Annotated in this window: 31 protein-coding genes (1 of these 31 only partly in view); 24 read left to right on the top strand and 7 right to left on the bottom strand. The window is 45.7% G+C overall.

Annotated elements, in window-relative coordinates:
• Positions 1–19: 19 nt before the first annotated feature.
• The 5 genes from MKX30_RS10095 (at position 20) to MKX30_RS10075 (ending at position 4,449) form a co-directional block, all read left to right on the top strand.
• Entirely contained in the window at positions 20–1,690 is a 1,671-nt protein-coding gene (locus tag MKX30_RS10095) for a response regulator (protein WP_279835143.1), read from the top strand.
• A gap of 99 nt (positions 1,691–1,789) precedes the next feature.
• Positions 1,790–2,128: an STAS domain-containing protein gene (locus MKX30_RS10090; RefSeq protein ID WP_023990272.1), complete on the top strand. Its 339-nt coding sequence runs from the start codon at positions 1,790–1,792 to the stop codon at positions 2,126–2,128.
• An 18-nt stretch (positions 2,129–2,146) separates the two neighbouring features.
• Positions 2,147–2,599 (top strand): anti-sigma B factor RsbW, encoded by a 453-nt coding sequence (gene rsbW / locus MKX30_RS10085; protein WP_023990271.1) that lies wholly within the window; start codon positions 2,147–2,149, stop codon positions 2,597–2,599.
• Positions 2,596–3,369 carry a sigma-70 family RNA polymerase sigma factor gene (locus MKX30_RS10080; RefSeq protein WP_028541852.1) on the top strand — a complete coding sequence of 258 codons (774 nt, stop codon included), beginning with the start codon at positions 2,596–2,598 and terminating at the stop codon, positions 3,367–3,369. Before rsbW ends, MKX30_RS10080 begins: the two co-directional genes overlap by 4 nt.
• Before the next feature lie 120 nt (positions 3,370–3,489).
• Positions 3,490–4,449 carry a magnesium transporter CorA family protein gene (locus MKX30_RS10075; protein ID WP_341062779.1) on the top strand — a complete coding sequence of 320 codons (960 nt, stop codon included), beginning with the start codon at positions 3,490–3,492 and terminating at the stop codon, positions 4,447–4,449.
• 115 nt (positions 4,450–4,564) lie between these two features.
• Here the strand turns inward: MKX30_RS10075 and MKX30_RS10070 are convergent, their stop codons facing one another.
• From MKX30_RS10070 to MKX30_RS10055, 4 genes are all read right to left on the bottom strand, one after another.
• Positions 4,565–5,041 (bottom strand): DUF5665 domain-containing protein, encoded by a 477-nt coding sequence (locus tag MKX30_RS10070; protein WP_254348999.1) that lies wholly within the window; start codon positions 5,039–5,041, stop codon positions 4,565–4,567.
• A gap of 94 nt (positions 5,042–5,135) precedes the next feature.
• Positions 5,136–5,537 (bottom strand): YtxH domain-containing protein, encoded by a 402-nt coding sequence (locus tag MKX30_RS10065; RefSeq protein WP_068938232.1) that lies wholly within the window; start codon positions 5,535–5,537, stop codon positions 5,136–5,138.
• A 42-nt stretch (positions 5,538–5,579) separates the two neighbouring features.
• Complete coding sequence (locus MKX30_RS10060) at positions 5,580–5,837, bottom strand: GlsB/YeaQ/YmgE family stress response membrane protein (RefSeq protein WP_013311925.1); 258 nt, start codon at positions 5,835–5,837, stop codon at positions 5,580–5,582.
• A gap of 137 nt (positions 5,838–5,974) precedes the next feature.
• Positions 5,975–6,679 (bottom strand): phosphatase PAP2 family protein, encoded by a 705-nt coding sequence (locus tag MKX30_RS10055; RefSeq protein WP_254348998.1) that lies wholly within the window; start codon positions 6,677–6,679, stop codon positions 5,975–5,977.
• A gap of 231 nt (positions 6,680–6,910) precedes the next feature.
• Here MKX30_RS10055 and MKX30_RS10050 point away from each other — a divergent pair, with 231 nt between their 5' ends.
• Positions 6,911–7,630 carry a pirin family protein gene (locus tag MKX30_RS10050; protein WP_341062778.1) on the top strand — a complete coding sequence of 240 codons (720 nt, stop codon included), beginning with the start codon at positions 6,911–6,913 and terminating at the stop codon, positions 7,628–7,630.
• A gap of 193 nt (positions 7,631–7,823) precedes the next feature.
• On the opposite strand, the gene MKX30_RS10045 is transcribed toward MKX30_RS10050, so the two are convergent.
• Positions 7,824–8,051, bottom strand: a complete 228-nt coding sequence (locus MKX30_RS10045; RefSeq protein WP_013373034.1) for a DUF1128 domain-containing protein — start codon at positions 8,049–8,051, stop codon at positions 7,824–7,826.
• Between the two features lie 120 nt (positions 8,052–8,171).
• Here MKX30_RS10045 and yyaC point away from each other — a divergent pair, with 120 nt between their 5' ends.
• Together yyaC and MKX30_RS10035 are read left to right on the top strand one after the other, a co-directional pair.
• Complete coding sequence (yyaC, locus tag MKX30_RS10040) at positions 8,172–8,762, top strand: spore protease YyaC (RefSeq protein ID WP_049828442.1); 591 nt, start codon at positions 8,172–8,174, stop codon at positions 8,760–8,762.
• Between the two features lie 89 nt (positions 8,763–8,851).
• The gene (locus tag MKX30_RS10035; RefSeq protein WP_341062777.1) at positions 8,852–9,646 is read left to right on the top strand and encodes an alpha/beta fold hydrolase; all 795 of its coding nucleotides are present in this window, start codon (positions 8,852–8,854) and stop codon (positions 9,644–9,646) included.
• A gap of 95 nt (positions 9,647–9,741) precedes the next feature.
• On the opposite strand, the gene MKX30_RS10030 is transcribed toward MKX30_RS10035, so the two are convergent.
• Positions 9,742–10,308, bottom strand: coding sequence for a pyridoxamine 5'-phosphate oxidase family protein (locus MKX30_RS10030; protein ID WP_340959871.1), 567 nt, complete (start codon positions 10,306–10,308; stop codon positions 9,742–9,744).
• 400 nt (positions 10,309–10,708) lie between these two features.
• On the opposite strand from MKX30_RS10030, the gene MKX30_RS10025 reads away from it, so the two are divergent.
• Together MKX30_RS10025 and MKX30_RS10020 are read left to right on the top strand one after the other, a co-directional pair.
• Positions 10,709–11,365 carry a DUF6483 family protein gene (locus MKX30_RS10025; RefSeq protein WP_341062776.1) on the top strand — a complete coding sequence of 219 codons (657 nt, stop codon included), beginning with the start codon at positions 10,709–10,711 and terminating at the stop codon, positions 11,363–11,365.
• Complete coding sequence (locus MKX30_RS10020; protein ID WP_341056679.1) at positions 11,352–12,566, top strand: class I SAM-dependent methyltransferase; 1,215 nt, start codon at positions 11,352–11,354, stop codon at positions 12,564–12,566. The genes MKX30_RS10025 and MKX30_RS10020 overlap by 14 nt, the downstream gene beginning before the upstream one ends.
• Before the next feature lie 81 nt (positions 12,567–12,647).
• Here the strand turns inward: MKX30_RS10020 and MKX30_RS10015 are convergent, their stop codons facing one another.
• Complete coding sequence (locus MKX30_RS10015) at positions 12,648–12,971, bottom strand: hypothetical protein (RefSeq protein WP_023990260.1); 324 nt, start codon at positions 12,969–12,971, stop codon at positions 12,648–12,650.
• A gap of 144 nt (positions 12,972–13,115) precedes the next feature.
• Here MKX30_RS10015 and MKX30_RS10010 point away from each other — a divergent pair, with 144 nt between their 5' ends.
• The 14 genes from MKX30_RS10010 to MKX30_RS09945 form a co-directional block, all read left to right on the top strand.
• The gene (locus MKX30_RS10010) at positions 13,116–13,730 is read left to right on the top strand and encodes a DedA family protein (RefSeq protein WP_013311915.1); all 615 of its coding nucleotides are present in this window, start codon (positions 13,116–13,118) and stop codon (positions 13,728–13,730) included.
• Between the two features lies 1 nt (position 13,731).
• Positions 13,732–14,301 (top strand): thioredoxin family protein, encoded by a 570-nt coding sequence (locus MKX30_RS10005; protein ID WP_013311914.1) that lies wholly within the window; start codon positions 13,732–13,734, stop codon positions 14,299–14,301.
• A 3-nt stretch (positions 14,302–14,304) separates the two neighbouring features.
• Positions 14,305–14,934, top strand: a complete 630-nt coding sequence (locus tag MKX30_RS10000) for an MBL fold metallo-hydrolase (protein ID WP_023990259.1) — start codon at positions 14,305–14,307, stop codon at positions 14,932–14,934.
• A 243-nt stretch (positions 14,935–15,177) separates the two neighbouring features.
• Complete coding sequence (locus MKX30_RS09995) at positions 15,178–15,387, top strand: hypothetical protein (protein WP_023990258.1); 210 nt, start codon at positions 15,178–15,180, stop codon at positions 15,385–15,387.
• A gap of 80 nt (positions 15,388–15,467) precedes the next feature.
• Entirely contained in the window at positions 15,468–15,857 is a 390-nt protein-coding gene (locus tag MKX30_RS09990; RefSeq protein ID WP_013311911.1) for a hypothetical protein, read from the top strand.
• Between the two features lie 368 nt (positions 15,858–16,225).
• Complete coding sequence (gene gatC / locus MKX30_RS09985; RefSeq protein ID WP_013311910.1) at positions 16,226–16,513, top strand: Asp-tRNA(Asn)/Glu-tRNA(Gln) amidotransferase subunit GatC; 288 nt, start codon at positions 16,226–16,228, stop codon at positions 16,511–16,513.
• Positions 16,514–16,540: 27 nt separating this feature from the next.
• On the top strand, positions 16,541–17,998 hold the full coding sequence (gene gatA, locus MKX30_RS09980; RefSeq protein ID WP_023990257.1) for an Asp-tRNA(Asn)/Glu-tRNA(Gln) amidotransferase subunit GatA: 1,458 nt from the start codon (positions 16,541–16,543) through the stop codon (positions 17,996–17,998).
• Positions 17,999–18,024: 26 nt separating this feature from the next.
• On the top strand, positions 18,025–19,470 hold the full coding sequence (gatB, locus tag MKX30_RS09975) for an Asp-tRNA(Asn)/Glu-tRNA(Gln) amidotransferase subunit GatB (RefSeq protein WP_013311908.1): 1,446 nt from the start codon (positions 18,025–18,027) through the stop codon (positions 19,468–19,470).
• Between the two features lie 130 nt (positions 19,471–19,600).
• The gene (locus MKX30_RS09970; RefSeq protein WP_028541861.1) at positions 19,601–20,062 is read left to right on the top strand and encodes a GNAT family N-acetyltransferase; all 462 of its coding nucleotides are present in this window, start codon (positions 19,601–19,603) and stop codon (positions 20,060–20,062) included.
• Positions 20,063–20,160: 98 nt separating this feature from the next.
• Positions 20,161–20,874 (top strand): MgtC/SapB family protein, encoded by a 714-nt coding sequence (locus MKX30_RS09965; protein ID WP_341062775.1) that lies wholly within the window; start codon positions 20,161–20,163, stop codon positions 20,872–20,874.
• A gap of 82 nt (positions 20,875–20,956) precedes the next feature.
• Complete coding sequence (locus MKX30_RS09960) at positions 20,957–21,610, top strand: hypothetical protein (RefSeq protein WP_341062774.1); 654 nt, start codon at positions 20,957–20,959, stop codon at positions 21,608–21,610.
• 7 nt (positions 21,611–21,617) lie between these two features.
• Positions 21,618–23,021 (top strand): DUF4097 family beta strand repeat-containing protein, encoded by a 1,404-nt coding sequence (locus MKX30_RS09955; protein WP_028541863.1) that lies wholly within the window; start codon positions 21,618–21,620, stop codon positions 23,019–23,021.
• Between the two features lie 108 nt (positions 23,022–23,129).
• Entirely contained in the window at positions 23,130–23,561 is a 432-nt protein-coding gene (locus MKX30_RS09950; RefSeq protein WP_013311903.1) for a Fur family transcriptional regulator, read from the top strand.
• A 185-nt stretch (positions 23,562–23,746) separates the two neighbouring features.
• Positions 23,747–25,359 carry the 5' portion of a glycosyl hydrolase family 18 protein gene (locus MKX30_RS09945; RefSeq protein ID WP_341062773.1) on the top strand. 106 nt of this gene lie beyond the right edge of the window, so 1,613 of the gene's 1,719 nt are visible here — the first part of the coding sequence; the start codon lies at positions 23,747–23,749; its stop codon lies off the right edge, out of view.

Below are 25,359 nucleotides of genomic sequence, written 5' to 3'. Positions count from 1 at the left end.
AGATGCTTAGGAGGATTCCATGGGGCTTCATGAACCGATTCATATATTGCTGGTAGATGACAGACCTGAGAACCTGCTCGCTCTTGAGGCGGTGCTGGAGAGTGAACAATATAATTTGGTAAAGGCCACATCCGGGGAAGAAGCGCTGCGATGTCTATTAAAAGATGAATTTGCAATCGTAGTCCTGGATGTGCAGATGCCGGGTATGGATGGAATTGAGACCGCAAAGTTAATCAAGGCCAGAGAGAAAACGAAGGATATTCCGATTATCTTTATTTCAGCTAACAGCAAGGAAGCGGAGCATTTATTTGCGGGGTATTCAGCGGGCGGTATTGATTATATGGTGAAGCCGTTCATCCCTCAAATTCTCAAGTCCAAAATTGAAGGCTTCGTGCAAATGTATCTGACAAACAAGCGCTTGAAGACACAGTCCATGCTGCTTCATCAGAAGACCCAGCAGCTGGAGAAGATGAACAGCGAACTGATTGCCGCCAAGGAGGCAGCAGAGATTGCTGCCAATGCCAAAACGGAATTTCTGGCGATGATGAGCCATGAGATCCGCACACCTATGAACGGCGTCATTGGCATGATTGATTTGCTGATGGAGACGGAGCTGCAAAGTGACCAACAGGAATATGCCGATATCATCCGTCGTAGTGCAGACGCGCTGGTAGCAGTCATTAATGATATTCTGGACTTCACTAAGCTGGAGTCAGGCAAAATGGAGGTAGAGGAATATCCTTTTGATCTGGTTTCCTGTATCAAGGAGGTTTTCAGCCTATTTACGGTAGAGGTGAACCGAAAGAACTTGGAACTGGTTTATTTCCTCGATGAACAGATGCCTCCTGTGTTATATGGAGATATGGGAAGATTGCGTCAAGTATTGATTAACCTGGTATCCAATGCCGTCAAATTTACAGATCGGGGCGGGGTGTATGTCTTCGCATCTGTCAAAGAGCAAAGCGACAATGGACTTACCGTTGAGTTTTCTGTGAAGGATACAGGCATTGGTATTGATCCCGCTAAGGTTGGAAGGCTGTTTCAGCCCTTTTCCCAACTGGATTCTTCAATGACGCGTAAATATGGTGGAACCGGGTTAGGACTCGCCATTTGTAAAACCTTAGTGAATATGATGGGCGGAGATATCCGTGTAGATACGAGCGGAGAACAGGGCGTGACGTTTCATTTTACAATGAAGCTTGGCTTTGCTCAGGAAAATGAACTGGAGGGGGAGTCCAGCCACGACTGGGAAATTCCACATCGGGAATCTCCAAGCCGTAAACCTGTACTGGTCGTAGATGATCATCCGATTAACCAGAAGCTGATGGTTAATATACTGGATAAGCTCGGTTTAGCTTCAGATGTGGCAGCAGATGGGCAACAGGCGCTTGAAATGGTCATGGCGAATCAGGACTATGATTATATCTTTATGGACTTGCAGATGCCTGTGATGGACGGTCTGGAGTGTACGGGTAGAGTGCGTGAGCAATTGGCGGGAAGATCCCAACCTGCCATTATCGCCATGACGGCTAATGTGATGGAGGGTATTCAGCCTCGATGTATTGAAGCTGGGATGAACGATTATATCAGTAAGCCCGTTAAAATCAGCAGTGTAAAACAGGCGTTGCTACGGCATTCTCCGGACCATTTTCCAATGCAGCCGGGTAAAGAACAAATCAATGAAGCCTAGATGGTGGCATTTGGTAGTGTTTAAAAAGTTATACCGTGATTCAAACGATCGTATAATGGGTTAGTATGTAGGGAAATCTTTTTTCGGGAGAGTAGGCCTATGAATACAAATAAAAATGAGAAGTTTAATGCAATTACAGAAACAACCGATGGCGTAAATACCGTTTATCTGAGTGGAGAGTTGGATCTTTCGGTAGCACCTGATTTTCGCCTGGTGATGGAGCCTTTGGTGGGGGAGTCCAGCCAAGATTTGATTATTAACTTGAGAGACCTTAAATACATTGACAGCACGGGGATTGGTATCTTGTTATCCATTTTAAAAGCAAGGCATGGGATGGAGTCTCGCTTTGCTGTTCAAGAGGTACCACCTCAAATTCAAAAGCTGTTTGATATGACCGGTATTGCCAAATTCTTTGTCCCCCAGGAGAATTCCCAATAGGAAAGGAAAGAAAAAGAAATGAATGCTCAAATTCAAAAAGTAGTTCTTAATTTGCCGGCAACTGCTGACTTTGTTGATATTGTAAGATTAAATTTATACGGTATTGCCGCGAAAATGGGATTCTCTTATGAGGATATTGAAGACATGAAAGTGGCTGTATCGGAAGCGTGTAATAACTCTGTCCTTTATGCTTATGGTCATGAGGGGGGAGTCGTGGAAGTAATATTCGAATTTGATGAAGTTTCGTTGTCCATTCGTGTCAAAGATGAAGGGGAGAGCTTTGAACGTGTGGAGGACCCGTCCCGTATCGCATCCTTGCATGACAAGGAGTTGAATGATGCGCAGATAGGCGGATTAGGCTTTTATCTCATGCAGGCGCTTATGGACGATGTCCATATCTTGAATGAGACAGGAAAAGGCACCGAAGTGGTGCTTGTAAAGCGACTGACCAGAAGTGAGGAAAGAGTATGAATGAAAAGGTAACTCCCCCGGAGTCGATGGATGAAGCCGTTGGTCTAATCTGGGAGTACCAGCAAACAAAAGATAACGAGATTGCTACCGTGCTGATCCGTAAGTATGAGCCGATGGTCAAGATGGCTGCTGGGAAGATCTCCCGTAACCGTCCGGACTTATACGAGGATTTATATCAGACCGGTCAGATGGCTTTGATACGTCTGCTTCAGCAATACGATATCAGCTTGGGTATCCCATTTGAACCATACGCTATGAAAAGTATGCTGGGACATATGAAAAATTATTTGCGCGACAAATCCTGGTACATCCAGGTTCCTCGCCGCATTAAAGAAAAGGGTGCGCTTGTTCAACATGCTATTGATGAACTGACCGTTAAATTGGAACGCTCACCCAATGTGGACGAGATTGCGACCTATTTGGATCTTACCGTGGAAGAAACGATTGAGGTGCTTGCTGGCCGTGAGTGCTATCACTATGTTTCACTGGACTCGCCTTTATCCCAGGATGAGAGTGCAGCTACGTTAGGCGAGCTCATTAGCTCGGATGCTAACGATTATGACACTGTGGAAAAACGAATGGATTTGCAGCAGGCTTTAAGCCAACTGAAGGAGCAGGAACAAAAGGTGCTTCTTCTGGCATTTCAGGACGGTCAATCTCAACGTGCGATTGCACAGACGTTGGGCGTATCGCAGATGAGCGTTTCCCGTATTCAGAAGCGGGCAACGGAAAAGCTGAAGCAGATTATGTCTAATTCCTCTATTTCATGAGTAGATGGCAGATTATATGGCTTAAAATATTTGACGTCACATCGTAAGGACACGTTATTCCGATATGGGAAGCGTGTCCTTTTTATAAAGCGAAAAAGGTTGGGAGGAAGCTTGGAATCCATGACAGCATTTGAACAGATTTCTTCCTTTCGTGGAGGATGGGAATGGTGGGACATCAGTGCTGGGAATTGGCAAGATTCGGTCATACAGCATTTGAAGGAGAAGCTCCCAGAAGCCTCAGAATGGCTGGACAAGGTAGAGGACATTCCATCCAGCTTTATATCTGTGCGCTTTCCAGATGGCGATCAGCCCTTAATGTACGGGTCGCTGATCTACTCTGTTCAGGAGGAGATCGACAGTCAGCGCAATTGCAACAAGTTTTATTTTCTGGTCCTAAATCAGAAGTTAGTGACGTTAAATTTGGATCAAAATACCCGTGAAATTATGCACACAGCGGAACGTCAAAAAATGCTGGAACAGTGTGAGGATGCAGCTGACGGCATGTTTGTATTGGCGAGAGCCGTGCTTCATTATTTTCATACTGGTATGGATAAGTTCGAGATCAACCTGAGAAAACTGGAAGAGGACATGGAGAAAAGGAATGCTCGGACGCTGATGGATTCTATATTGAATGCACGTTTCGAGCTGTTGTATTGGAGCAATATGTTCATTCCTTTTTCAGAGCTGGTAACGGCTTCTCGGGAGGCATATCTGGATAAACTGGAGGAGAACCGCTTTTTTAAGCAGTTACTTTACCGTGTTACTCGGATGGAAGGGCTTTTCCTGCATTATGAAAAGGAAATCGACACATTGATCTCCATTGACGACGCCATTTCCGCATTTAGAGGGAATGAGATTACGAAGACGCTGACCATTGTCACCGCCGTATTTACACCAGCAACCGTAGTGGGCGCTATATGGGGCATGAACTTTGAAAATCTGCCTTGGATTAAAACAGGCTGGGGTTTTACCACCGTGATTATTGCCACATTGCTAAGTATGTTGGGAATGTACGGCTGGCTGATGATGAAGGGGTGGACAGGAGACTTATTGAAGGCTAACAAGCGCAACAAATTGTAGCGGCTGACTACAGCTGTTACAATTTACAAATAAAAAACGATCCATCGTAACTGGAGGCTCTTTGAGGAGTCTGTTATCGGTTACGATGGATCGTTTTTAAATGAGATAGGAACAATTACTTAGTACCTTGGCTCATTTTGATATATCCTAATAATTCGGCGATGAAATCTCCGATGACCGGAAGATTTAATTGTACCAGGAAACTGAGCAACCAAGCGAGCAAGGCGAGTATGACCACTGTACCCAGCGTAAGGCCGAGACCACGTGCAATCCCTGCGGTCAGATTGCTCATAATTCTTCTTTTAGTGCTGGAGTAGTTCTCCAGAATATCTTTGAACTCTGCTCTTTCGAGCGTATCTGCTATTTGATCTAAGCGTTTGTTAAGCCGCTTGACCTCATGGCGCAGCTCAAAAGGATGCTCATTTACATCAAAGTCTCTCTCGTGATCATGCGTTTTAACATGATTGGGAGTAGAAGAAGCCTGCTTGGATGAAACCTCATCTGGCTGATCTTGAGCCTGTAGGGGATGAAAGGTTCTTTTGTTGTTCGCGGTAAGATCATCTCCATAGGAGTTTGGCTTGCTCATTGTCATCCCAGCCTTTCTATCATTTAAAAACAGCCAGCTTCTTGCATGCTGGCTGTTCAGTGTCTAGGGCTTATTTTTTTGTCATCTGAATGTGTAACTATTAGGAATTAGCATTCAATTGTTTCTGTGTATCCTTGGCCGCCTGAGCCGTTGCATCCATAACTTCTTTATCCGCTTTGGCCGCTTCATTAGCCACATCGGCAGAAGCTTTGGTTACGCTGGAAACGATATTGTCTTTGCTCTCGGATACCGTTTTGGCTACATCTGCTGTTTTGGTGGAAACGGTTTTGGCCAAATCTGTCGCTTTGCTGCTAACTACAGATGCCACGTCCTTTGTTTTATCGGAGACAACTGTAATTTTATCAGACAGATCACTACGCAAATCACGACCCGGCTTCGGCGCGAACAGCAGGGCTGCGGCAGCACCAATCAAACCTCCAATAAATAAACCTTTTGCAAAACCTGAAGTACCTGCCATATTTTGATTGTCAATGTTACTCATGTTATATCACTCCTCTTATAGAATAAAAAATATATATAAATGTTAGGTAGCCCTTCTTAATAGCCTGGACACAAGTCCGAGCAAGAACACGAACAATGCGGTTCCGAGTATGGCTGGAATGACTGCAAAATCTCCGATGACCGGGCCCCAGTCTCCCAATAGCATGACACCTAGCCAAGCTCCTACAAATCCAGCAATCATAGAGCCCGCAATGCCGCCAGGCATTTCATGACCAGCCAGTGCATCGCCAATCAATCCGATAATAATAGCCATTACAATACTTAGTACAATTCCCCACACAAGGATCGCCTCCCTTATCCTAAGTTCACAAAACCATAACGTTTTTAATGAAGGCTGAGCTTCGATATTGCTGAGCCTTGCTTACTTCGTATATAAACGTCGTGACCCGGAGTGAAACAAAAAGCCGTCTCGGACATTTACCAGTGGGGAGTGGAAGGAAGCTTCATGCGCGCTCGCCAATAGATCACAGGAACGGTAAACACCAGCCAAATTATACCTGCAATATAGCCACCCACAATATCTGTAGGAAAGTGAACGCCTAGATATACGCGGCTTAATCCAATCAAGAGAATCAGTAGTGCACCAAGAACACACGGAAGAAAGAGCGAACGCCCACGAATCTTTCGTTCTATGGCCCAAATGGCAAATATCATTCCGAAAAATCCCATGGAAATCATCGCATGACCGCTGGGAAAACTGTAGCCCCCGGCTTCAACCAAATGTTGAAGTGATGGGCGTTCCCGTTGCAAAATTTCTTTAATGAGCGTATTCAGCACCCACATTGCCGTAAAGCTGCTTAGGATCGCAAAGGAATAAGCTTTTGAGCGAAGACTGACCCAACACAAGGTGGCAGCACCGAGGGCGATGATTAAGGACATGCGGAATGAACCGAAAGATGTAATGAATATAGCGATGGTTAGCAGTTGGTAGCGAGCAGCTGCTGTGTCTGGAAAAATGGCATCCTGTATGCGTTCATCCCAATATAGAAAAGGAGCTGTGCCAATCCATTTCACAGAGTAGGCGACGAGAAGCAACACAGCGATCATGATAATAGATGCATACAGACTACGGCGCAAATAGCTCGGTAGGAAACGGGATGATTGGGGTTCATGAGATAGCATATGTAATAAATCTCCTCCTTATGGCTGTGATAGATTCAATTTTTCGTACTATTAACTTAACTAATAATGAACTTAAGAGCAAAACCCGACGGAGACGACAGGCTGATTGAGGCATATAAGCCCGGGGTAAAGGGATCGTATCACAGCGTTTGTAATGCCAGGGCCGGAAGTGGAATAGTCATCACGAAGCAAAGCTGCTTTACGGAACTGTAATCCATGGAGGTGTTAAGGATGATTAAAATAGTGACATCGGCAGAAAGACATACCTCAAATAAAGGGTGGATTCATAGCGAGTTTAGCTTTTCGTTTGCCGATTATGAAGATCCGAGCAATGCCCATTTTGGCTGTATGCTAGCCCATAATGATAACGAGCTTGAACCGCAGCAAGGCTTCAAAAGACATCCGCATCACGATTTGGAAATCATCACCTATGTAATTGAAGGCCAATTGCATCATAGCGACAGCTTAGGACATGAGCAGGATTTGAAAAGCGGCTCGATCCAGGTTCTGAGTGCAGGCACCGGAATTGAACATGAAGAGCGAAATACTGGGGATGAAAGACCAGTTCGTTTTTTGCAAATGTGGTTTTTACCCGAGAGTCCTGGCATTCAGCCTTCTTATCAGGTGCAAAGATTCAAGCACAGTGAACGTCTAAATCGGCTTCAGCCTGTTGTGTCTGGTTCAAAAGTGGAGGGAGCGTTATCCATCGCGCAGGATATAAATCTGTATCTGAGCAGATTGGAAAAAGGACAGCAGCTTGAATATCCGCAGCAAGAGGAGCGCCGCACCCACATCTATGTAGTTAGCGGTCATGTGGAAGTTACGTGCCAGGATGGGGATTTTCAGTTAGGGCCTGGTGATGCCGCGCGAATTCAAAAAAGCTGTACATTAAAGATACGAGCTACAGGTAATGAGGATATATCTGAACTGGTGTTAGCTGATTTGCCTTGAAGCATCCTTGAGTGAAGAAGTGTATGAAAATGCGCATATGCAATCGAAAAAATAAAGCTCGTATCCCGTTGCACGTCTGCTGAGACGACCGGAGATACGAGCTTTATTTACGCTGACAGGGCTACTATCATGAAGGCTGTTGCTCATGATGATAGGATGTAATACAGCTAAGCTGGCTGTCCTACAAGCTGATTCAGGAGGACTTGCGCAATCTGCCCAGTTCAGAAACAATAGCTTCAACCTCTGAAATGCTCAGGTTAGGCTTGCTTATCACCATATCATAGACATCATGAATGTCCTCGTATTGCTCCAGCGAGAAAGCGGATGCCTGCATAGCAGCACCACTCGCCATACGGAGCTTGGTTTTAATACCCTCAATCATATACTCAATGTTGGCATGAGACGGTACAGACAAATCCATCGTTAATTTTCCATCCTTTCATAACAGGGGAAGTTGCCTGTATTGTATCATGTTTTTGTTGTAGAATGTACTGAAAGCCAGATTACCGATATACAACCGAATCAAGGAGGATGGACAAAGTTGTCTTTGTATAATCGAGCTTCCGCACCCGGTCGCTCGTCCTTAGAACATAATGTAAAGAAAACAGATCGAGATGGACTCGCGCCGTTTTTCCGAGAAATTCATCATCAGCATGCTATAGATAAGTTGACTTTTGTTTGCATCGGTACGGATCGCTCATCGGGTGATTCACTTGGGCCACTGGTAGGCACCATGCTCAAGGAGCAAGGCTTTCCGCACGTGATTGGCACAATGACGGAGCCCTGTGATGCAGATCATCTGGTTTCATACTTGGAGTGCATTCCCCAAGATCATCATGTGATCGCCATAGATGCTTGTCTTGGACAGCACGGCTCAACGGGAACGTTTCTTATTGCGTGTGAACCGCTAACTCCTGCGCGATCGGTTGGGCTGTCTCTGCCGTCTGTTGGTCATTATAGTGTTGCAGCGATTGTGAATGAGCGCAGTCCCAAACCCTATTGGACACTCCAAATGACGTCGCTTCACTTGGTCATGACAATGGCTGCGCATATTGCTAATGCGGCGGCTTATGAATTTGGTTTAAAAACAGCTTCGCAAGATTTTCCGGAGGGTTACCGTTTCAGATATTGATGGTCTGCTTAATAATATACATCAGCATTGTTCTACTTAATAATATATTCAGCTCCAATAGATTATATACAGAGAAGGAAGGGTTCCATATGGAAAAGGTATTATGCGAAGGAACGACGATCTGCTATGCCGAACAGGGAAAAGGAGATCCGATCATTTTATTGCACGGTTTTTGCGGAAGCTCCTCCTATTGGGATGAGGTTGTTCCATTGCTGTCCCAAAGCTATCGTTGTATTGTTCCAGACTTGCGTGGACACGGACGCAGCGATGCTCCACTAGGAGCCTATACTATTGATCAAATGGCAGATGATGTGCTTAAACTTCAAGAACAATTGGACATCCCTCAGGCTGCCTGGTTTGGCCACTCCCTAGGAGGCTATCTAGCCCTTTCGGCAGTGCAGAGACATGCAGAGCGCCTTACAGCCTTTGGACTGATTCATTCCACAGCTTATGCAGATACGGACGAAGGTAAAGAAAAGCGGAATAAGGCTGTATCCACCATCCAAACGGAGGGGATTACGACCTTTGTAGATGGACTCGTACCGGGACTGTTTGCTCCTGATCATGTGGAGTCGATGTCCAGCCAATTACTGAAAGTCAAAGAAATTGGCTACAAAACACCGCCACAAGGAGCCGTAGGAGCATCACTGGCTATGCGCGAGCGTACTGATCGTCGGGATGTATTGTCGGCTTCTGCATTGCCGGTCCTTTTAGTAGCGGGTGAGCAGGATCAGGCGGTTCCTCCAGCGCGGACGTTTACAACAGATCGGGCCGGAGTAACTCAGGTTACCCTACCGGAAGCAGGTCACATGAGCTTGTTCGAAGCACCGGAGTTATTAGCGAACGCTATCTTGACATTTTTAGAGCAGAACTTGAAAAAATAGACTAAGGGAAGCCCAAAAAACCGGAACCTTCTGAGGTGATAATCAGAAGGTTCTGGTTTTTTGTGTAGTCAATTATTTTTAGGAGTGTAAGGTGTCTAATTTATATTGCTTTTGTTTAAGGCAAACGCTGTCGGCAAACCGTCAATACTCTCCAGATTTTTCTCATAGGCATATTTTTTAAGTGCTTCTTCTCCCATCTGAATTGAGACTTCCTTCAGCTTTTCCCGTTCGCTCGTGTATGTCATGAAGGGAACCGCAAAACCACATGAATTCTGAACCATGTGAATGTCCACAACAATGATTTGTCTTGCACCGGGAAGCGGGTTGAAGAGTGGGTACAGCTCATTCCATTGCTTAGTATCAGGCAGCGCGACGGTACCAGTGCCATAGAGCTTTAATACACTGGGAGCGCCCTCAAATGCACAAAACATGATTGTTACCCGTCCGTTCTCGATAATGTGAGCGCTTGTCTCGTTGCCGCTTCCCGCCAAGTCGAGATAGGCTACCCTTTGGTCCGATAGAATACGAAAGGAATCATATCCCTTGGGGGAAAGGTTAACGTGCCCTGTCTTGGATAGCGGTGCTGATCCTACAAAGAAAATGTGCTGCCGCTGTATAAACTCTTGATGTTCCGGTAATATCGAGCTAAATTGTTTACCCAAACTCCATCATCCTTTCTCACAAAAATATTCATATAAATTTTGTTTCTAAAGAAAATAATTATTATAAATAATTTTATGGAATGTTTAAATATACTGATTAATTTTTTATTTCGTATGAAACAAAAAATATCACAACACTAACGATGAAGCAATATTGATTTTAAAAAAACTCATCATTCGCTATTCACATGATCAGCTACAAAGTACTGTACCGTAGGTATTTCACTGCCATACGTGAGCATTCTGACTTCCTGATCATTGATGTTGTTAACTGAGGGTGAAGGTTATAAGTGGTATTTCTGCATGGTAGGGCATTTGGCTTTTAGACAAGGATGTCTTACAATCAGAAGGGACAGGGTTCCTGGTTGTCTAGGCATCGGAATGAAAGGAAGGGAACGGCTTGCTTAGAAAAGATTATTTGCTCAGTATGATGGAAGAATTGACATCGGCAGTAGCATCGGTGCTCGGTCTAAGGCGTGAAAATAAACACGTCGAAGCGCTAAAACAGCTAGATGACCTGCTCAACAAGCAGTTTCGTCTTCGTTCAGATTTGCTCAGACGATTGCCGCCGGAACAAATTATTGAGCTTTTCCGATTGGGCCCTGGAATTGAAGCGGATAAGCTTCAGCAGGTGGCTCGCATTTTGGAAGAAGAAGCCGTGATTTACCTGGAAACCAGCAGAACAGACGAGGGCATACGAATCTTGATGAAATCTCTTCATTTATATTTGTACCGCGATACGAATGGCGCGACTCGTGATCTGCAGGTCTTGCCTGAACGAATAGCGTGTATCGTGCAACTGGTGCATGAATATGAGCTTCCCCCTGAAACCAGCAAACTGTTGGCTGTTCATTACGAGCGAGAAAACAGGCTGGACGAAGCCGCCGATGTCTGGTTTGGATTGGCCTGGGAGCAGCCAGAGCTGCTAGCGGAAGCTGAGACGTTTTATAGTCAATTACTGGATAAGACCAATGCAGAGCTGGAGCTGGGTGGAATTTCACGCCAGGAAGTCACCGAGGGTTTGACCGAGATCACCCAATTACATGAAAGAAAGTGAGATGTACCTTTTGGATTCACTGCGCGAACTTATATACCAATTGACCACGGGAGGATCCCTTATCACAGCGACGCTGAGTCAGCTTCGCAAACGGGAGGATGCTTCTTTTACTAAAGTGCAAATCAAACCTGTAGAATTGAAAAACAAGCTGCATTACCAGTTTGCTTTTCATTATAGCAACAAAGTCATTCATGAAAATCTGACCCCTGACGAAGCTAATGAGCGTATGACTGCCTTGTTTGAGGACACGTTCCGCCAAGGACTTTTATGCGCCAAGGATGCAGACTACCAAGTGCTGATCAGTAAAAAATATAAAGTATCCATTCTGACAAAGTCACCGAGCAAAAGTAAAGCCGACCTGTCTCATAATCGCAAAAAGCAATATGTGCTCGAAGAAGGGGAACGAATTCCTTTCCTGATTGAGCTGGGGATTATGAATGAGGATGGTAAGGTACTGGCCCGCAAGTATGATAAGTTTCGTCAAATTAACCGGTTTCTCGAAATGGTGCAGGATGTATTGCCTAGCCTTCCGGTAGGCCGCCCATTGACGATTGTGGATTTTGGCTGTGGCAAATCGTATTTGACCTTTGCGCTGTATCACTATTTGGCTGTACAGCAAAAGCGACCATTGCAGATCGTTGGTTTGGACTTGAAGGCAGATGTCATTGAAACCTGTAATGTTCTGGCTCAAAAGCTGCAATATCGACAGTTGGAGTTTCTGGTTGGTGATATCGCAGACTATAACGAACTGGAACAGGTGGATATGGTTGTTACCTTGCACGCTTGTGATACTGCAACGGATGCGGCGCTGGAAAAGGCCGTCCGCTGGGGAGCTTCTGTCATTTTGTCGGTTCCGTGTTGCCAGCATGAGCTGTTCAGCCAACTGGAAAATCCGGTATTGGAGCCGTTGCTTTCCCATGGTATTTTAAAGGAGCGTTTTTCAGCACTGGCAACGGATGGAATCCGGGCCAAACTGCTGGATATGATGGGATATCGGACACAGCTGTTGGAATTTATCGACATGGAGCATACACCTAAAAACATTCTGATTCGTGCCGTCAAAGGGCAAGCGGGAGAACAATCCGTTCTGTGGCATGAATACACAGCATTTCGGGATTTTATTCATGCTGATCCTTATTTGGAACGCGCTTGTGCGGATTTGCTTCCCGATGGAGCAGGGAAAAAGCAGACACACAGCTAGGAATATAGTAAAAGTGGAGCCACTGCGGGGTGGCTCCACTTTTTTTGTAGTTCACGGTTCATAGTTGCAGCACGCAAACATCTATCCACCATAGGCACTTCTAAAAGCGGTGCACAAAACATCGCGATCCACCTTCCACAATGCTGCGAGCTCCTCACTGACATCTTCGTCCCACCAGTCGCATAGTAGTTTGCGGTTACTATGGTTTTCCGCAATCCAGATAAGGTGTCCGACGACCTTGCGGCAGTATAGCTCCTCGCCCTGCTTGACCAGATCAGGAGCAATGTGAACAGGCAGACGTTTGCAGGTTCGATACAACTCTTTGATACATGCGCGGCGAATACCACGAGCCGTGGGTAAACGGGATTGTGAATTGTCATGTTTGGGGAATTTGCCGGGAGGCATATTGTACCCCCTCCTCTCTCTCTCAACTTATGCGGGCAGAGGGGTCGGGGTCACTGACCTCCCTATTTGGGCGAAGTGGCGACTTGTTCTGCCGCTGTGATACACTAATGAAAATAGAGAAACAGGCAGGGAGTGGGAAGAGAAGTGGACCAAATATCTAGTATCATTAATTATTTGTTTGAGATCATTCGTAGTCTTGGGTATTTTGGTATTATGCTAGGCTTGATGGTTGAGGTCATTCCAAGCGAAATTGTCCTCGCTTATGGTGGCTTTTTGGTATCCTCGGGTCATATTAATTTTTTTGGCGCAGTCGTTTTTGGAACGATTGGCGGGGTGCTGGCCCAGCTATTCATTTACTGGATTGGGCGCTATGGCGGCAGACCGGTATTAGATAAGTATGGGAAATACATACTTATCAAAAAAAGTCATGTCGACCATGCTGAAGCCTGGTTTAACAAATACGGCACAGGGGTCATTTTCACAGCTCGCTTTATTCCTGTTGTGCGTCATGCCATCTCAATCCCTGCCGGGTTGGCTCGAATGAACGTATGGCGCTTTACTATTTTGACAACGCTAGCGATTATACCTTGGTCTGTTTTGTTTATATATTTAGGTATGCTGCTAGGAGACAAGTGGGAGCAAATTGACGAAGTTGCAGCACCTTACATCAAACCGATTTTGCTGGTTGCCCTTGCACTCTTGATCATTTATTTTGTTATCAAGTGGATTTTGTCCAAAAACAAAAAAGGAAGTGTATAACATGAGCCGTACTAATGTATCGCAATACTTCGGAAAGGGCTTAAGCCCTGAACAGTTTATGGAGGGCATGGAAAAGAACAAAGAAGCCTTCCGCTCTGGGTACGATCAGTTTGTATGGAATCGCGAAGAGGATCGAGAGTATTTTGAAAGCTTGAACCATCGGGATGATCTGCGCGTGCTTATTTTGGCTGCCGACTGGTGTGGGGACGTGGTGCGCAATGTGCCAGTTGTGTTCCGCGCGCTGGAGAATAGCGGGATTCCGACCGAAGTATTAATCTTGGAAAACCATCAGGCGCTGATGGATGACTTCCTGACAATGGGCGGACGTGCTGTTCCGATTGTGATTTTTGCGGATACAGGAGGTCACGTACTTGGCCACTGGGGACCACGCCCTGCACATGTCCAACAAATTATGATCGGATTCAAACGTGAAAATCCAGATCGGGAAGCTGATGATTATCAAGAAAAAATCGCAGTTGCTCGTAAAGAAATGGCTGAAAAATATGGGGAGGGAACCGAGGTCCATCCTGTAATTGTTCAGGAATTACGCGAGCTGATCTCGGGATTTTAACTTATGACGTTATCTATTCGCAGCTTTAATCTCGGTCCTCTCCAAACAAATGCTTATTTGCTTCAAGGGGATGATCCGCAGCGCGCCGTTATTATTGATCCGGGGATGAATCCGGGTCCTTTGCTCAGAGCTATTGAGCCACTGACCATTGAAGCTATCCTGCTGACTCATGCCCATTTTGACCATATCGGTGGAGTAGAGGAGATTCGCAATACCAAAGGCTGCCCGGTTTATCTGCACGCCTTGGAGCAAGACTGGCTCACATCTCCTAAGCTGAATGGTTCCTTGATGTGGCCAGAGGCATCCCCTCCGATCTCGACGGAACCTGCCGAGTATGATTTGGCAGAAGGTCAGCAATTGAACCTGATCGGGCACACGTTCCGGGTTTTCCATACACCGGGCCATTCACCCGGAAGTGTCAGCTTTTTGTGCGGCAAAGATCTTTTTTCCGGGGATGTGCTATTTCGTCAGGGCGTCGGACGCACGGATCTGACGGGTGGCCGGGAACGGGATCTATACGATTCTATTCAGAACAAATTGTTTCCGCTCGGAGATGACGTTACAGTCTATTCCGGTCACGGTCCCAAAACGTCTATCGGTTATGAGAAAGCTAATAATCCGTATATCCGGTAAATGTGATGAACGTTTTCAGTAGGGGCAAAATCAAAGGTGTGACAGGTTTTGCCCCATTTCGACAACAAATTATAAATTATGTATAGACAAAGGTTTTTATTTTTGTTAACATAAATTTATTAAAGTTACATACTAAACTCGCGAAGCACGCAAGCTGTGGATGAATCCCGGTTTGCGTTCTTTTTTTTGCCCATTAAGAGGATAAAGAGGCATGAGGCCGTCAGATCACAAGGGGGAGCAAGAATGAAAAGAAAACATATATTTGGGGTACAACGTGAGATTGGAGGTAGTTTCCGTGTTCCCAATATAATAGATATTGAAGATTCTGTGGTAGGTTCCGAGCCGAAGATCATGACTTGGAAAAAGGTGAAACGACGGAGCGGAATCCCTTCACAAAACTGGCATGTGAGGCTGAATGAACACAGGTTGGGACGTGGAGACGGTCGATTATGAAGATACATAGATGATATAGACAAGCTACTTTTTTTTTAGTAGACTTAGCAGATAAGTTCAGACAAACGGGGGGGCTAACGATGCATCATTTAGGAGCTAGAATTATGATCGTCGCGGATGCTTTTGAGCAGAATCTTCCTGTGGGCGAACATGGTTATATCATTGCTTACGACCGTAATGCGGACAATGCTTTTGACTATGTCATTCGCGTACCGAAGGTGAACCGCAACTTTTTTGTACCATCCGGGGACATCGAGCTGGAAGAGAGTATTCTCAAGCTGGAAGCCGAGCGGATTGAGCGTGAAGCGCTGATAGATTACGCCCTTGCTACTCATAATGAGAAACTGTTCAAGCATGTAATGAACGGTGGTCTTGATTCGGTAGAGACTGAAGAGGAAGAAGAAACCGCGGCAGAGTTGTTGTCACAGGCTGATTTTATCAGACAAGTCAATTTGCGTGCTTGGATATAGGAGTCGGCTACTGCCGACTCTTTTTAAAAATATATAATGGGCACAATCTCAGCTCCTATAGTTTTCTCGAAAGAGCACCGAGAGGTGCTTTTTTTATATCCTTTTAGCAACATTTACCTCATTGATGTACAGTTTGCTTCTGTACCGCGTCAAAGATTGAATTGTAAAGGGTTCTATCCTATAATTAAAAACGTTATTTCGAAGTTCGGTGCAGCATTTTTTAATATCAGGATTTTGCAAAATTCAATTCCAGTCGCTCCGAAGTGCAATATATAGATGAACTAAACCATTTTGATCTATATCTTGCTCATTGGAAGCCGCCTATAGAATTTTTTGCAAAATCCTCATATACATGAGGAGGGTTTTGTATGAACATTTCCACGGAAGATGTCCGTCACGTAGCCAAGCTGTCCAGGTTGAATCTGACCGCGGCTGAGGAAGAAACGATGACAGGACAATTAAACGCCATTCTCCATTATGCGGAGAAGCTGAATGAGCTGGATACGGAGCAGGTAAAACCGACCACTCATGTGCTGCACGTCAGCAATGTCATGCGAGACGACGAAGTTCGCGAAAGTTTGACACATGAGCAAGTGATGCGCAATGCACCTGAAGAAGAAGACGGACAGTTTAAGGTTCCTGCTGTTCTGGAATAGATCTCATATTTGAAAGGAGGATGCAAATTGAGCTTGTTCAATAACACATTGCCCGAGATACATAACAAGCTGCATCAAAAGGAAATTTCCGTGAGTGATCTGGTGGGACACGCTCTGGAGACGATTGGTGCGCGGGAAGACAAGATCAGAGCTTATATTACCGTTGACGAGGAACAGGCCCGTGCATCCGCACGTCAGCTGGATGATCAGCTGATTTCCGGAGAGGAAAGAGGGCTGTTGTTTGGCCTGCCGGTTGGTATTAAGGATAATATCGTGACAGAAGGGCTGCGTACAACATGTGGCAGTCAGTTTTTGAAAAATTTTGATCCCGTTTACGATGCCACAGTTGTTAGCAAGTTACGCGCAGCGCAAACCGTGACACTCGGTAAAATGAACATGGACGAATTCGCCATGGGCGGCTCTAACGAGAACTCCAGCTTTTTCCCTGCACGTAACCCTTGGGATTTAGAACGTGTTCCCGGCGGTTCCAGTGGCGGCTCAGCTGCGGCTGTTGCAGCGGGTGAGGCTTATTTCACACTCGGTTCGGATACAGGTGGTTCCATTCGCCAGCCTGCTTCTTACTGCGGTGTAGTTGGCCTGAAACCAACCTATGGTCTAGTATCCCGTTTTGGACTGGTGGCTTTTGCCTCCTCTTTAGACCAAATTGGACCCATTACTAAAAATGTTCAGGATTCAGCCTATGTCCTACAAGCCATTGCAGGTTATGACCAGAAGGACTCCACTTCTGCGAAGGTAGACATTCCTGATTATTTGAACGCTTTAACCGGGGATGTAAAAGGACTTCGTATCGCTGTGCCTAAAGAGTATCTTGGTGAGGGCGTCGATCCTCAGGTCAAGGAAAAGGTGCTGGATGCACTGAAAACGCTGGAAGGACTGGGTGCTGTTTGGGAAGAAGTGTCTCTCCCTCACACAGAATATGCGGTAGCTACATATTACCTGCTGGCTTCATCCGAAGCGTCATCCAATCTGGCCCGTTTTGACGGCGTGCGCTATGGTGTGCGTTCTGACAATCCGGACAACCTGCTTGATCTATACCATCAGTCCCGTACGCAGGGGTTTGGTCCCGAGGTGAAGCGTCGGATTATGCTGGGTACCTATGCACTCAGCTCCGGGTACTACGATGCCTATTATTTGAAAGCTCAAAAAGTGCGCACACTGATTAAACAGGATTTTGATCGTGTATTTGAACAATATGATGTGATTATCGGACCTACTGCACCGACAACTGCTTTCAAAATCGGCTCGCAAGTGGACGATCCATTAACAATGTATTTGAACGATATTTTGACGATTCCGGTAAGCTTGGCTGGTGTGCCAGCCATCAGCATTCCGTGTGGTCTTGCGGATGGAATGCCAGTCGGACTACAAATTATCGGAAAAGCCTTTGACGAGTCTTCCGTGCTACGCGTAGCTCATGCTTTTGAACAAAATACCGAATTTCACAAGCAGCGTCCGCAGCTGTAATTTGCCAAAAAGGAGGGAACCTATTCATGTCTACAACTACATCCAAATATGAGACGGTCATCGGACTTGAAGTGCACGTGGAATTGCATACGAAGTCTAAAATATTCTGTGGATGCTCGACATCCTTCGGAGCACCACCCAACTCTCATACATGTCCGGTCTGTCTCGGTCATCCAGGGGTGCTGCCGGTATTGAACCGTCAGGCCGTTGATTATGCGATGAAAGCAGCAATGGCGCTGAATTGCACCATTGCTGATGTGAGCAAGTTTGACCGCAAGAACTATTTTTACCCCGACTCACCTAAGGCTTACCAAATCTCACAATACGATCAACCCATTGGCGAAAATGGCTGGATTGATATTGAAGTGAATGGTGAGACAAAGCGTATCGGTATTACCCGACTGCATCTGGAAGAAGACGCAGGGAAATTAACACATGTTGATGGTGGCTACGCATCTTTGGTCGATTTTAACCGGGTCGGCACACCATTGGTCGAGATCGTTTCGGAGCCGGAAATATCTTCGCCGGAAGAAGCCAAGGCCTATCTGGAAAAAATACGTGCCATTATGCAGTATTGTGACGTATCCGATGTGAAGATGGAGGAAGGATCACTTCGCTGCGACGCGAATATTAGCCTTCGTCCGCATGGACAAAAAGAGCTGGGAACTAAAGCGGAACTGAAAAACATGAACTCCTTCCGTGGCGTACAGCGCGGACTGGAATATGAACAGTTCCGCCAGGAGCAGACGCTGGACGAAGGCGGAACGATTGTACAGGAGACACGTCGTTGGGATGAAGCGCAAGGTAAAACTTTATCCATGCGTGGTAAGGAACAGGCCCATGACTATCGTTATTTCCCAGACCCGGATCTCGTTACACTGCATATAGATGAGGAATGGAAAGAACGCATTCGTGCTTCGATTCCTGAATTGCCTGACCAGCGTAAAGCACGCTACACTTCGGAATATGGATTACCTGAGTATGATGCCCAGGTGATTACGTCCTCCAAGCCATTGGCCGATTTGTTCGAGGATAGCCTTCAATTCACCAAGGATGCCAAAGCAGTATCCAACTGGATTATGGGGGATTTACTCGGTTATTTGAACAGTGCCGGTGTGGAGCTGTCGCAGGTTAAATTGACCGGACGGGGCTTGGGTGAAATGATCGGACTGCTGGAGAAGGGAACGATCAATAGCAAAATCGCTAAAACGGTCTTCAAGGAAATGCTGGAAAGTGATAAACTGCCACAGCAAATTGTTGAAGAAAAAGGGCTTGTACAAATCAGTGATGAGGGTGCAATCCTGACGATTGTCGAACAAGTTGTAGCAGCTAACCCGCAATCGGTCGAAGATTACAAAGCTGGCAAGCAAAAGGCCATCGGCTTCCTAGTCGGTCAAGTGATGAAGGAGAGCAAGGGGAAGGCAAACCCTGGTCTTGCTAATAAGTTGCTGACGGAAGTGCTGAACCGCTAATGGCATAGATTTGACAGGGGCTTGTCTTTTAGGGACAGGCCCCTTTTGCATAGACGCTGAGAACGGTTGGCGCGAACAAGCTTTAGAATCCTGATGGCATTTTATGAGTTTCCTTAGGAGGGAAAACAGCATGGTTACCCTATGTTCATTGGAAGATGATGATATCGTCAGTCAGATATGGCGTCTACAGCACGTTGCCTATAGGTTGGAAGCTGAGCTGATTGGGTTTGATGAGATTCCTCCACTGATGGATACATTGGATACGCTGAAAAGCTGTGGAGAGTCTTTTTATGGGTGGCTGGAGGACGGTGAATTGCTAGGAGCACTGGCTGTGCAGTCTGAGTCGCCCGATTCGCTTACCCTTACACGTATGATGGTTCACCCGGATCATTTTCGTAAAGGCATTGCGGACTCTTTAATGAAGCATGTTTTGAGTGAATATCAAAATATCCCGTTGTTTATCGTCTCTACAGGAACCTTAAATACTCCTGCGGTGACATTATATCGAAAACATGGCTTTCGCCCCGTATCTGCGGCCGAGGTCGCCCCAGGCGTGGAATTAACCACCTACCATCTGCATAAGGTGGAATAGCATTGAGATAACATTAAATTGGCATTAAAAATGCACATAAGCCCACAAACCGCGCACCCGGAGTGGGAAGCACGACATAACCGGGAGGAGAGACTCGAATGAATAATCCGTGGATTATAGACGATTCACATATCATTTTACGGCTTTTACTGTCCATGCTTCTCGGTGGATTCATTGGTTTTGAACGCGAACGTTCCAATCACGCAGCTGGTTTGAGGACTCATATTATGGTCAGTCTTGGTTCGACGCTGATTATGCTACTCTCCATTTACGGCTTTGCCGATTTCATTAAAGAAGTTAATGTACGCATAGATCCCGCTCGTTTGGCTACGGCTGTGATCACTGGCGTAGGCTTTTTGGGTGCAGGGACGATTATGTTCACAGGTAAATCCATTACCGGACTAACGACTGCGGCTTCCATTTGGGTCGTGGCTGCTATTGGCCTTGGGGTGGGAGCAGGCTTTTATTTCCCGTCTATAGCGGCGACAGCGCTCGTATTTTTAAATTTATGGGTGTTTAACAAAGTTGAACTTCGGTATATGCGTGGACGCAAGCGTCATCTTATTACATTGTACGGATTGTCCTCTCACGGACTGCTGGAGCAGATTTCGACTTATTTAGAGCAAGAAAAAGTGGAAATACGTAAAATAATGATTAAAGAACATGAAAATGTCCCATTTCACGAATTACACCCAGATCGGCAGAGTATGGAGGTTTCCCTAGAGGTGCTGGCCCGTCATGATTTTAATCCCGTACGTATTGCAGCTGATTTACGACAATGGGAAGATATAGCTGCTGTCTCCGTTGAGTAATAGTCTACCTTTTTTTAACAGTTACTCTTAAATCCGATTGGGGTACTATGTAAGCATCGAAGTATTTTCAGCGGAGCCACGCATGGGATTCAAAGGGGAGGATGGCATGAACTCGGAACAACCGTTACCGTCTGGTGAGGATGGACAGCTACAAGCATCGGAACAGCGGGAACAGCCCAGACAGGGGAAACGTCTAAAATACGCTAAATTTCGCAAAGTGATTGCTATTATCATGGCGGCATTGTTACCCGGACTGGGACATCTTTTTTTAGGGCTGTTTATTAGGGGACTTAGTTTTATTGTATTGCTCCTGCTAGATATTTTTGCGATGTTGTATGTTTCCTCTGACGGCTTGAGGATCAACATTCCATTACTTATTTTGCTTGGATTGTTCATACCCGTTTTATATTTTTATAATGTATATGATGTCTTACAGTCAGCAGATTACATGGTTCGTTATCGGCGTAAGCCAGATCGTTATGCACGAATGGATGCTAGAGGCCAGCAAAGTAGTCCTTTTTATGCATGGGAGAGAGGCTTTGCTTTTGCTGTGCTAATGGTGGCAGGCGGTGGACTTATGATTTTGTTTCGCATGAAACCTCGCTGGTTGAGTAATTTCTTTGAGGATTATGGATTCCTTACGCTGGCCATTTTATTAATGATGATCGGTTTATTCCTTTTTCTAAGGGAAGCCTTTCTGAACTTTAAGCGTAAAAAGTTGAAAGAAAGAGGGTGAAGCTGGCGTGCACCGCAAAATAAGAGTCGGGCGCTACACCTCTTCGCTTCTGTTGATGGCTGTAGGCATTTTGCTTATTGTAGATGTGTTTCAAAATACTGAATATATGCTTCAGCTCCTCGTTTGGTGGCCCGTAATCTTTGTGCTTTGGGGACTGGAGTATCTGATTTTTTTTGCCATGTACTATCGGAAAGAAGGCAAGTCTGACAACGGAAGGCGATTCAGACCTGACCTAAAGGGGATTCTGTCCGCTTTGGTAGTGGCAGCCTCGGTTTTTATCGTGACCCAGCAAAATCATTATATGTATCTGTGGAACCGGGTCAGTCTCAATCTGACGTCAGCCTCTATGGATTTTAGCCAGGCTAAAGAGAATCGGTATGATATGGGTGGTATGCTGGTACCTGTAACTATGCAGACGTCCGATTTAGTAGTTGATTCGGTTAATGGTGATGTAACACTGATCAGACGGCCTGTGTCCAATATAGAGGTACGAGGTACTCTGTGGGTGGATCAAGCGCCTGCTGCCGAAGCGGACAAGATTGCTCAAGCTTCTTCACTGACTTCTACCGACGGCAAGACTATCCAGATTCGTCCGGAGGCAAAGTCGTACGGAGCATCAAGCAAACGTCAGCCTCGTGTGAACATGCTGATCACCGTGCCGGAGGACCGGCGGTTCAATGTGCAGATTAGAACCTCCAACGGGAATATTTCCTTGAATGGAGTTGATGCAATTGACAGCATTCGGCTTGAGAGCGGTAATGGAAATCTCACTGTTAATGACGCTATCGGCAATGTCAAGGGAGGCACGCTGAACGGTCAGGTTAAATTGCATCGGATTTCTGGAGATGTGGATGTGCGCACGAACCGTGGCGACATGCAAGCAGGCGATATTGAAGGAGCTGTGACACTGCACACCATGGTAGGTGATATTCAGCTCGCTCGTTCGGAAGGGGACATCACCGTAGATACTCAGAATGGTGACATGAATGTGCTGAATTCTACAGCCAAGCTGAATGCAAATTCGCTTAATGGCTCTATCAAAGTGCATAGCGAGCAGATAGGCGGAGATTGGAAAATATACAGTGCTGTCGGTGATATCGTATTGGATCTTCCGTCGAATGGAGATTTTCAGTTAGAGGGTTCAAGCAGTTATGGTAATCTTCAATCCGATTTTCCATTTAAAATAGACAGTAAAAGTATTTCAGGCCAAAACGGGACAGGCAAGTATGCGATCAACGTAGAGGGCAACAGTAATTTAACCATTAAAAAGTTACTGATGCCGTCGTTACCCGACTTGGATGATTCCGGGGGTACGACTGCGCCCGATACATCTGAAAGCTCTGCGGCTGAACCGGGAGCTTCTGAGACAGATACCTCTATAGGAATATCCGGCGACAATACGGCGCGTTGACAAGAAACTTGAGTAGACCGTACAATGTGAGTAGGTTTAGAAGTGAATTGTAAATAGATGCGTGGTAATTGATAGGATCGTAAGTAAGGGATAAGGCGGTGGACATATATGGCAGCACGCGTCCAGCATGCTTTGGAACTTCTGAAGAAGACAGGTGTACGCATAACACCCCAGCGTCATGCCATATTAAACTATTTAATGGAAACTATGGGGCACCCGACTGCAGATGAAATATATCGAGCGCTTGAGTCCAAGTTTCCAAGTATGAGTGTGGCTACGGTTTATAATAACTTAAAGATGTTTATAGAAGCGGGTATGGTACATGAGTTGACCTATGGAGATAACGCCAGTCGTTATGATGCCAATATTTCGGAGCACTATCACATCATTTGCGAAAAATGCGGAAAGATTGAAGATTTCAGTTATCCGTATTTGGCCGATGTGGAACGCCATGCCGCGTTGGAAACAGGCTTCGAGGTGCATGGACATCGTATGGAGTTACACGGAGTATGCAAAGCTTGTAGTAACAAACAAACGTAACGAAACAAGGAATAGAAGTTTTTTGTGCGGTATGTATATATTGTAATGGATTGGAAACGTGAGGAATTCCCCATAAGCGGGGATTTACCGCGTTTTTTTGTTTAAATCACTTTATTTTTGTTTTAAGTAATCTGTTGAGGTTACAAAATACGGAAATTCAAAGTTCATAAAATGGAGGTTCAATATTGGCCAGAAATCATTCCAGACGCCGCCGTAAACGTTCACGATTCAAAGGAGCGGCAAGCCTGCTATTATTTGCAGCGATTATATGTGCAATTACTGTTGTATGGTTTGGCAATCCCCTTCACGAGAAACCCGATTGGCAGGGCAGTGTCCGTCCTATTTTTATGCAGGGAAAGTTGACTGGGTATGAAGCTCAGAGCTCCGGCAAGAACATGCTGATGCCGCTTAAATTGGTGCAAAGTAAAATTGATCCTACGGTTCGCTATGAGGATGACAGCCAAACCGTCATTATGGCGACGAGACAAAACCTGCTCCATATGAAGGTTTCGAAGGCACAAGGGGAACTGAATGGTAAAACATATGCGCTGAGCGCAGCCCCTCAGGTAATCAGTGGAGAGGTATATATCCCGATAGAGGCTGTACGTGAAGTATACGGCGTTTCTATACACGAAGATCCTGTGACTGGTGCTGTCATCCTAATGAAGGCTGGGGAGAAGGTCAGGCTGGGGAGTGTAGAAAAGAAGGATGGCCCACAGGATGCTACAATCGCCTTACGTAAAGAAGCCTCTAGCCTATCTTTCATTTTGACAGATATATCTCAGCGGACGAAGGTGCGTATTTGGTCCAAACAGGGCGATTGGTATTTTGTTCAGTTAGACAATGGTTATGCAGGATACATTAAGTCAGACCATGTCGCTGAAGGAGAAGAGCTTGTGATCCCTTCGGTTAAGGACGATTTGTCCATCTCGGAAAAACATTGGGAGGGTAGATCAGTAAACCTCGCTTGGGAAGCTGTCTATAATCGCAAGCCCGATCCTTCCAAGTTTGATCCTATGCCTGGAGTAAATGTGGTGAGCCCTACGTGGTTCAGTGTCGTCGATCATGAAGGTACTGTAGAAAGCAAGGCAGATCCTGCCTATGTCAGCTGGGCACATCGCAAGGGGATGGAGGTTTGGGGCTTGTTGAGCAACAGCTTTAATCCCGAATTAACAACAGAAGCTTTGTCCACCTTTGAACGTCGAAAGTCGATTGTAGATCAGATGATTTCACTTGCCCTAGAAAATGATCTGGACGGTATTAATATTGACTTTGAAAATGTTCATACGAAGGATGGCCCAAATGTCACCCAATTTTTGCGGGAACTTAAACCGATGGCCCGGGAACATGATTTGATACTGTCCATTGATGTAACGCCTAAATCTCAAAGTGAGATGTGGTCAGCTTTTTTAGATCGAAAATCATTAGGCACCATCACAGATTACCTCATGGTAATGGCATATGATGAACATTGGGCGGCTAGTCCAAAGGCTGGTTCTGTCGCCTCGCTACCATGGACGGAAGCGTCAATTAAGCGAATTATTCAGGAAGATGAAGTGCCGCCTCAAAAAGTGGTTTTAGGTATTCCATTATATACTCGCGTGTGGTCCGAGACTCCCAAAGAAGGGAAGATTAAGGTCTCCTCCAAATCACTTGGTATGGAGTCAGCAGCGGATATCATAGCCAAATTTAAGTTGAAGCCTAAGTTTAGAGCTTCCGAAGGCCAAAATTATGTCGAGTATACAGAAGACGGCGTGGTCAAAAAGATTTGGCTAGAGGATCAGGTATCTCTAAAAGC

It is taken from the genome of Paenibacillus sp. FSL P2-0173, from assembly GCF_038008045.1.
GTDB lineage: Bacteria > Bacillota > Bacilli > Paenibacillales > Paenibacillaceae > Paenibacillus > Paenibacillus polymyxa_B.
Note: the sequence above shows the minus strand (reverse complement) of the source record. Positions and strands in the feature narration are given on the sequence as shown.

Coding starts and splice junctions, on each gene's coding strand:
- MKX30_RS10095 (WP_279835143.1), top strand. CDS start 20: ATGGGGCTTCATGAACCGATTCATATATTGCTGGTAGATGACAGACCT.
- MKX30_RS10090 (WP_023990272.1), top strand. CDS start 1,790: ATGAATACAAATAAAAATGAGAAGTTTAATGCAATTACAGAAACAACC.
- rsbW (WP_023990271.1), top strand. CDS start 2,147: ATGAATGCTCAAATTCAAAAAGTAGTTCTTAATTTGCCGGCAACTGCT.
- MKX30_RS10080 (WP_028541852.1), top strand. CDS start 2,596: ATGAATGAAAAGGTAACTCCCCCGGAGTCGATGGATGAAGCCGTTGGT.
- MKX30_RS10075 (WP_341062779.1), top strand. CDS start 3,490: ATGACAGCATTTGAACAGATTTCTTCCTTTCGTGGAGGATGGGAATGG.
- MKX30_RS10070 (WP_254348999.1), bottom strand. CDS start 5,041: ATGACAATGAGCAAGCCAAACTCCTATGGAGATGATCTTACCGCGAAC.
- MKX30_RS10065 (WP_068938232.1), bottom strand. CDS start 5,537: ATGAGTAACATTGACAATCAAAATATGGCAGGTACTTCAGGTTTTGCA.
- MKX30_RS10055 (WP_254348998.1), bottom strand. CDS start 6,679: ATGCTATCTCATGAACCCCAATCATCCCGTTTCCTACCGAGCTATTTG.
- MKX30_RS10050 (WP_341062778.1), top strand. CDS start 6,911: ATGATTAAAATAGTGACATCGGCAGAAAGACATACCTCAAATAAAGGG.
- MKX30_RS10045 (WP_013373034.1), bottom strand. CDS start 8,051: ATGGATTTGTCTGTACCGTCTCATGCCAACATTGAGTATATGATTGAG.
- MKX30_RS10035 (WP_341062777.1), top strand. CDS start 8,852: ATGGAAAAGGTATTATGCGAAGGAACGACGATCTGCTATGCCGAACAG.
- MKX30_RS10020 (WP_341056679.1), top strand. CDS start 11,352: ATGAAAGAAAGTGAGATGTACCTTTTGGATTCACTGCGCGAACTTATA.
- MKX30_RS10015 (WP_023990260.1), bottom strand. CDS start 12,971: ATGCCTCCCGGCAAATTCCCCAAACATGACAATTCACAATCCCGTTTA.
- MKX30_RS10005 (WP_013311914.1), top strand. CDS start 13,732: ATGAGCCGTACTAATGTATCGCAATACTTCGGAAAGGGCTTAAGCCCT.
- MKX30_RS10000 (WP_023990259.1), top strand. CDS start 14,305: ATGACGTTATCTATTCGCAGCTTTAATCTCGGTCCTCTCCAAACAAAT.
- MKX30_RS09995 (WP_023990258.1), top strand. CDS start 15,178: ATGAAAAGAAAACATATATTTGGGGTACAACGTGAGATTGGAGGTAGT.
- MKX30_RS09990 (WP_013311911.1), top strand. CDS start 15,468: ATGCATCATTTAGGAGCTAGAATTATGATCGTCGCGGATGCTTTTGAG.
- gatC (WP_013311910.1), top strand. CDS start 16,226: ATGAACATTTCCACGGAAGATGTCCGTCACGTAGCCAAGCTGTCCAGG.
- gatB (WP_013311908.1), top strand. CDS start 18,025: ATGTCTACAACTACATCCAAATATGAGACGGTCATCGGACTTGAAGTG.
- MKX30_RS09970 (WP_028541861.1), top strand. CDS start 19,601: ATGGTTACCCTATGTTCATTGGAAGATGATGATATCGTCAGTCAGATA.
- MKX30_RS09965 (WP_341062775.1), top strand. CDS start 20,161: ATGAATAATCCGTGGATTATAGACGATTCACATATCATTTTACGGCTT.
- MKX30_RS09960 (WP_341062774.1), top strand. CDS start 20,957: ATGGGATTCAAAGGGGAGGATGGCATGAACTCGGAACAACCGTTACCG.
- MKX30_RS09950 (WP_013311903.1), top strand. CDS start 23,130: ATGGCAGCACGCGTCCAGCATGCTTTGGAACTTCTGAAGAAGACAGGT.